The 5,599-nt window shown below is 47.3% G+C and carries 10 protein-coding genes; 2 read left to right on the top strand and 8 right to left on the bottom strand.

The features are described from left to right. Nucleotides 1-424: 424 nt before the first annotated feature. The 6 genes from MJ769_RS10670 to MJ769_RS10645 all read right to left on the bottom strand — a co-directional run bounded on the left by MJ769_RS10670 (nucleotide 425) and on the right by MJ769_RS10645 (nucleotide 3,958). The gene (locus MJ769_RS10670) at nucleotides 425-1,258 is read right to left on the bottom strand and encodes an alpha/beta fold hydrolase (protein ID WP_239237111.1); all 834 of its coding nucleotides are present in this window, start codon (nucleotides 1,256-1,258) and stop codon (nucleotides 425-427) included. Nucleotides 1,259-1,320: 62 nt separating this feature from the next. Continuing rightward, nucleotides 1,321-1,905, bottom strand: coding sequence for a peroxiredoxin (locus MJ769_RS10665; RefSeq protein WP_239237110.1), 585 nt, complete (start codon nucleotides 1,903-1,905; stop codon nucleotides 1,321-1,323). A 184-nt stretch (nucleotides 1,906-2,089) separates the two neighbouring features. Then, nucleotides 2,090-2,413 (bottom strand): EthD family reductase, encoded by a 324-nt coding sequence (locus MJ769_RS10660; protein WP_239237109.1) that lies wholly within the window; start codon nucleotides 2,411-2,413, stop codon nucleotides 2,090-2,092. Nucleotides 2,414-2,549: 136 nt separating this feature from the next. Further along, entirely contained in the window at nucleotides 2,550-2,768 is a 219-nt protein-coding gene (locus MJ769_RS10655) for a hypothetical protein (RefSeq protein WP_239237108.1), read from the bottom strand. A 46-nt stretch (nucleotides 2,769-2,814) separates the two neighbouring features. Beyond that, nucleotides 2,815-3,183 (bottom strand): hypothetical protein, encoded by a 369-nt coding sequence (locus MJ769_RS10650; RefSeq protein ID WP_239237107.1) that lies wholly within the window; start codon nucleotides 3,181-3,183, stop codon nucleotides 2,815-2,817. Between the two features lie 211 nt (nucleotides 3,184-3,394). Beyond that, the gene (locus tag MJ769_RS10645) at nucleotides 3,395-3,958 is read right to left on the bottom strand and encodes a DUF5610 domain-containing protein (protein ID WP_239237106.1); all 564 of its coding nucleotides are present in this window, start codon (nucleotides 3,956-3,958) and stop codon (nucleotides 3,395-3,397) included. Between the two features lie 435 nt (nucleotides 3,959-4,393). Between MJ769_RS10645 and MJ769_RS10640 the strand changes: the two genes are divergently transcribed. Together MJ769_RS10640 and MJ769_RS10635 are read left to right on the top strand one after the other, a co-directional pair. Beyond that, the gene (locus tag MJ769_RS10640) at nucleotides 4,394-4,618 is read left to right on the top strand and encodes a DUF433 domain-containing protein (protein ID WP_239237105.1); all 225 of its coding nucleotides are present in this window, start codon (nucleotides 4,394-4,396) and stop codon (nucleotides 4,616-4,618) included. Beyond that, nucleotides 4,615-4,965, top strand: coding sequence for a DUF5615 family PIN-like protein (locus tag MJ769_RS10635; RefSeq protein WP_239237104.1), 351 nt, complete (start codon nucleotides 4,615-4,617; stop codon nucleotides 4,963-4,965). The genes MJ769_RS10640 and MJ769_RS10635 overlap by 4 nt, the downstream gene beginning before the upstream one ends. 184 nt (nucleotides 4,966-5,149) lie before the next feature. On the opposite strand, the gene MJ769_RS10630 is transcribed toward MJ769_RS10635, so the two are convergent. Together MJ769_RS10630 and MJ769_RS14455 are read right to left on the bottom strand one after the other, a co-directional pair. Next, complete coding sequence (locus MJ769_RS10630; protein WP_239237103.1) at nucleotides 5,150-5,368, bottom strand: hypothetical protein; 219 nt, start codon at nucleotides 5,366-5,368, stop codon at nucleotides 5,150-5,152. Beyond that, entirely contained in the window at nucleotides 5,352-5,477 is a 126-nt protein-coding gene (locus MJ769_RS14455; protein WP_256445718.1) for a hypothetical protein, read from the bottom strand. The genes MJ769_RS10630 and MJ769_RS14455 overlap by 17 nt, the downstream gene beginning before the upstream one ends. Nucleotides 5,478-5,599: the final 122 nt, after the last annotated feature.

Raw genomic sequence — 5,599 nt, 5'->3', positions numbered from 1 at the left:
CCTAAAAACCTGTCAAGTGTTTTCTTGATTATTTATAGGGGTGAGTAGTTACGTTATTTTTTATGTAGGAAGTGAGGCATTATAATCTCAGACTGTCCAGTAGCCCGAGATCAGCTATGGAAATGACGCTAATCGACAGTCAAACCAAGGAGCAGTCAGCTTGACTATTCACTATCGCCATCATGCACAGTCAGCTTTGTTACTCTTGAAATTAATTTAGGGCGCCTCTAAAAATTCAATTTTATAGACAAGACAAGGCGCGAGTAAAAAATTTGAGCGCGGCATATAGTTGATATGTAAGCGATAATTTTTTTCGAGTAACGCAGTTTTGTGACGAAAATTGGATTTTTAGAGGTGCCCTTTACAAAATCAAGCTGGCTGACCCTTGATTCCCGCTTGAGCGAAAGGTGAGGCATCCCTGACATCATGGGCTATGGGATTGAATGAATCGAAGGAACGAGACAATTTCGTCCGCGACAACGTCTGGTTTGTCTTTTTGAATGTAGTGTCCCGCTCCCTCGACCGCGCGTCTGGTAGCGCCGGGGACAATTGACAGCCAGTCTACCTCAAGTCTCTCAACCATAGTTCGGAAAGCAGGAGTCTCCGTTAGATCGTGCCGAGTTCGGACGAGAATTCGCGTTGGTACACGTGCCGTGAATAGTTTCCGAGACTCAAGGCAGATGCCTTGACCATCAAACTCAGCCTTCATCGCCGACGAAAATGCCACGGTCTTAAGGCCAGTAACTACGGCTGCTACATTGGGCGCGTTAAGCTGCATTTCCGACCAATGATCAGGGTGGGTCGGGTCCAGCAGTACCATCCCTGCGACATCCTCAGGAAAGAGCTTGGCAAAAGCGTACTGATATTGACCGCCAATCGAATGTCCGACAAGCAAATATGGCGGGGGCACGTTGGCACTTCGTAGCGTCTCCCGAAGTTCATGCGCGATGCGACAAGGATCTCGCGGTTGGTCTGACACGGAGCCGCTGGATCCATAGCCAGGACGGTCGTATGCGAAGTACGAGACGGCCTGAGGTAGTCGTTCTATGACTGCTTCCCAAGGAGCCATACCGTCACCGAGCCCCGACTGGAAAACCACGACTGGAGTTGTAGTTCCAGACTTGATCCACGCAATCTGAACCGCCCCTACTTGAGCGATTTGGTGGGGTGGCAGGGATGTACAGCTGGCGAGCAGCAAAGCCAGCATAAGTAGCGCGGCGCGGCTGAACTGGGCGACGAAACAATGAGCGGAGGGCATTGGACGCCTAACGTAAAAATACGGGACTGCGCGCTTCTACGAAGTCCTGCTTGACTGAAAGCTTAGGTGTCATGTGCGGATAGCCACCCAATTACGACTTCAACGTTTTTATCTGACGGAAACACTGGATAGATGCATTTTTTTATGATGCCGTCCTTGGTGATGAGTGTCACCCGTTTGGTGAGATGCAGATCCTTTACGTGAAGCATAGGCAAACATAGGGATTGCGAGAACTGCAGATCAGCATCGCTCAACAATGCAAATGGAAGATGTAAACGTGCAGCAGCTTCCAGTTGGTCGTCGGTTGTTTGGGCGCTCAAGCCGAATGTTTTTACATTCAGTTTTTGCAAAATAGCAAAGTGATCCCGAAAGGAACAGGCTTGAGGTGTACATCCGGCAGCACCTGGAATTTGTGCCCAACCATCAGGAACACTGCGTCCAGGTCTTCCTGTCATTGGGTAGCAGAAAATCACGAGCCAACCGCCAACTTGCGAAAGATTGATCGAGTTTCCATCCGTGCTTGGTAATGCGACCGACGGTAAAGGCAATCCTTCAATGTGTGCGCAAGCACCATCATCAATTGGAACCGGCAAATCTGGCGGAATGGCGAGAAGAACATCGGTCGGCAATTTGTTAGAATTTTGCACTTTGTGATCTCCGATTACGCTGATGATTGGCACCTAATCGGGATAGGAAGAAGCCTCACGACTCCTCCCTCTCATACCACCGTGCGTAGGAATCACGTACATGTCGGTTCGATTAATAAAATCCCTACCGTGCTGCAATATCCGGTGAAATGATAGGTTGGCCCGCGACATGCTAAACGAATGGCTACTGAGAAAGGAGTACTTCGTTGAATTGAATGACAGGCTCGATGTCTGTGTAGTTCGGCATGTCGCCCTGAAGCACAGGCGCGTTGGGCATGAAGGCAGCCAGGAAATCCTCGATGGAACTGAAAAGGAAGTGGCACATTGCGATGTAGGTCGGAGCTGACCCCGGCACAGCTCCTCCAAGTCCATGCTCAACAGATACCCCCCTGAAGCCAGGATGAGCACTTAAAAGCTTAATGGACATGGGCATGTGAGTTTCAACATAGTAGGAAAAGTCGAACCGTGAACCTTGGTTGTTCGGGTACAGGATGGTGATTCTTATCATTGATGTCTCGCAGATGGTTCTAAGAAGGATATGAGCAAGGGCGCAACTTGAGAGGCCCAACGTAAATATGAGTGACGCGCCACTTTTGGCGCATCACTCTCGACCGCCATGTTAGACCGTAACGGGTGCTCTGTATTCATTTCTTGTCTTTATTTTCCAGCAGCTTGCCTCGTTCAGCTTCATACTCTTGATATGACATGGATTTCTCAGCCGGTTTTTGTTCGACTTGGGGGTAAATAATCGCGTCCCTGCCCTTTAATCCTTCGTAGATATTGTCATAAACACGTTCGCTGCTGGCACACCCTGCGAGAACGCCGAGTTGGATGCATAAGACAATGACTAATACGGTACGCATGATGCCCTCCTATTTCCCATCAGTAATTTCATGGCGGTGTTCGGCATTACTTAAAGGCGCTCTGAATAATGAAACCGAAGTGAGGAGTTGGATTAGTTACGATAATCTGCTCCCCCGATGATTTCTTGATAACATACCCGTCAAATATTTTTTCTTGGCCACCTTGTAAATTGCCATATACAGTGATTTTATCCCCAATCGAAAGATTTAGTTTCTTGTTGTCTGGCAATTTGGCTTTTACATAAATTGAACCGGAGCTATCCGTTAAGGTAAATCCACCCTCATCAAGTTTTGCGACATTTCCTTCGATTGTACTTACCGGCGGCAATGCCAAATTCTTGATAGGTGTCGTGCTGGCACACCCGCTGACCATTAATACAACTATCGCCAATAGACACAGAAAGCTAGTTTTCATTTCGATTTCTCCTTTTGCTTATTGAATCGCGCCTTGTTGGACCCGCTTCTTTATCTGAGCTATTCTTAATCTGATCTGACAATGCACTTGTAAAGGTGAGCATTACCGGGTTTGATATGGGTGTCGAATCCGTGTTAAATTTATGTCTCCAGACAAGCATCATTAGTGTTAACCATGCCATGTCTATCGCAATAAGAAATAGTCTTTCAGTTTATGACTGATCTGGATTGAAACTTTTTCGGAAGGCGCTTAATTTTTCTTGCACAAGGTCGTAGGTAGAGTCGATATTGCTAGCAATATCGCCTTCCAATACACTTAACCCAGTCAAAATCTCTCTTGCTTCACTAAACCCAGTATCAATACCACCACTAATGAGTTCTGAGAATTTGATAACTGCCTCTTGTTCAGATAGTTCAGGATGTTGTTCATGATATGAACTGAAGAAGGCTGTGCTCAATGATACGATACGTTCGGCAGTTGCTTCAGGGCTAATATCTAAGCCAGAGTCATAGGTGGTTTGAATTGCCTTATTACCCATCGTGGCCTGAAGAGCATCGTTAATGCCTTCTAAAGCAGCCTTTAATACTAAAGCTTGCGGTGAGCCGGAAGCAGCACTCACATTGATGGTTGACTCAATGATGGCTGCATTGAGTTCTTTTCTGGCTGTGTTCCTAGCATGTGTTACGTCTGACACTTCAGGGGCAATCGGATCATTTCCTTTTTTGTTATCAGCTTGGGCTAATTCTTTTACGTTTTGATTAAATTGAATTTCCATCAGACACCTCCGAGTTTAGCACCACATAACTATCGAATCGGTTAATTTGCGAATAACTTTAGTGTCTTGGATTTACATTGGAATTGCAACATTCAATGCTGGCTTAGCCCATGTGCTCGGTTGTCCAAAGAATACTTCATGCGAAGTTTTCCAGTTTAGACATTCTCGGGGCCGATGGTTTATTTGGTTGATGGCAAATGTGACTTGTTCAGTCAAGTTGGGTGGGCACACCCTCCGGGTGCGAGAACCTCTACGAGGCAACAACGTGCCCACCCTACATAGCTTGACCTCGGAATCAAGGAAAGAAGACGCTACCACTTTATTTTTCTAAGCCCGCGATGCGTTTTGGACGTGAGCAGATTGCATTCAAACAGACACCCTATGCGCGGGTAATATAAACTGGCGTCGCAAATATATTTAAGAAGGAAGTAAAAAATGAGAAATCGCATTACGATTGATCCTACAGTTTGCCACGGCAAGGCTTGCATTCGTGGTTTGCGCTATCCGGTAGAAAATGTGCTGGAGTGGCTGGCTAGTGGCATGACTACCGAGGATATTCTGGCTGATTATGAAGACCTGGAGCGCGAGGATATCCTGGCGGCATTATCTTATGCGGCACGCTTGGCACACGTTAAACGTTTGGTACATTTGGCGGCATGAAATTTTTGATTGATGCGCAACTACCCCGGCGCTTTGTAATCTGGCTGAACGAGGCGGGGCATGATGCGCTGCACACACTGGATTTACCGCTAAAAAACCGCACGCCTGACAGCGAGGTCATCGCACGCGCTGTGCTGGATGGTCGTGTCGTGGTAAGCAAGGATAATGATTTTGTGCAAACCTTTTTGCTTACCGGCGAACCATCGCTGCTGCTTATATCTACCGGCAACATTTCCAACTCCAGCTTGGAGAAACTGGTGCGAGCTAATCTGGTCGGAATTGAAACGGCCTTTGCATCCAGTCGGTTTGTTGAGATCACCCAAAATACGCTGGTGATACATGAATGATTATGCCGTAAGAATGATGAGCGAATGAGCTCTTTTCTTCCTAAGGTTTATCAGCAGCAAGTACTGGAAAACACCGAGGACTATTTCAAAACGTGCCATGTTTCGCCCAATCCAGCGGTGGCATTTGCTCGCTGTGCCGAAGCAGCTTTAAAAGCGGATGTTGCCCTTCAGTCAGATGTTCACGTCAAATGCTCAAGCGTACATGGCGGGCAAAATCATTTTTATCACGAATTTCGTGTTCCCAGAATCGCCGTTGCCAGATAGTTGATTCGCGATGTTTGAGTTTTGATGCAGTCACCCAGTCGGCACGACGATAATCTTCTCTGCAGGCCAAAGAAACCACTCGCTTGATCATCATCCAACGGGTGGAGAAATCGGCATCACTGTCAGGTAATGTCCACACGCAATGCGTTACGAATCGCTTCGTCACATAGAATCGACTGACGCCGGTAAGTGACCACCGTAAAGAAATAGCTTGAGTCAGCAGCCATTGCGCGGCGATAACGTGACATAGCTGTCTACTCCAAAATGAAGAATCCGCGTGTGCACACCCTCCGGGTGCGAGAACCTCTACGAGGCAAAAACGTGCCCACCCTTGTATCTTTCTTCCCGTGGTGGTTAGCTACCATTACAC

It is taken from the genome of Candidatus Nitrotoga sp. BS, from assembly GCF_927797785.1.
GTDB lineage: Bacteria > Pseudomonadota > Gammaproteobacteria > Burkholderiales > Gallionellaceae > Nitrotoga.
Note: the sequence above shows the minus strand (reverse complement) of the source record. Positions and strands in the feature narration are given on the sequence as shown.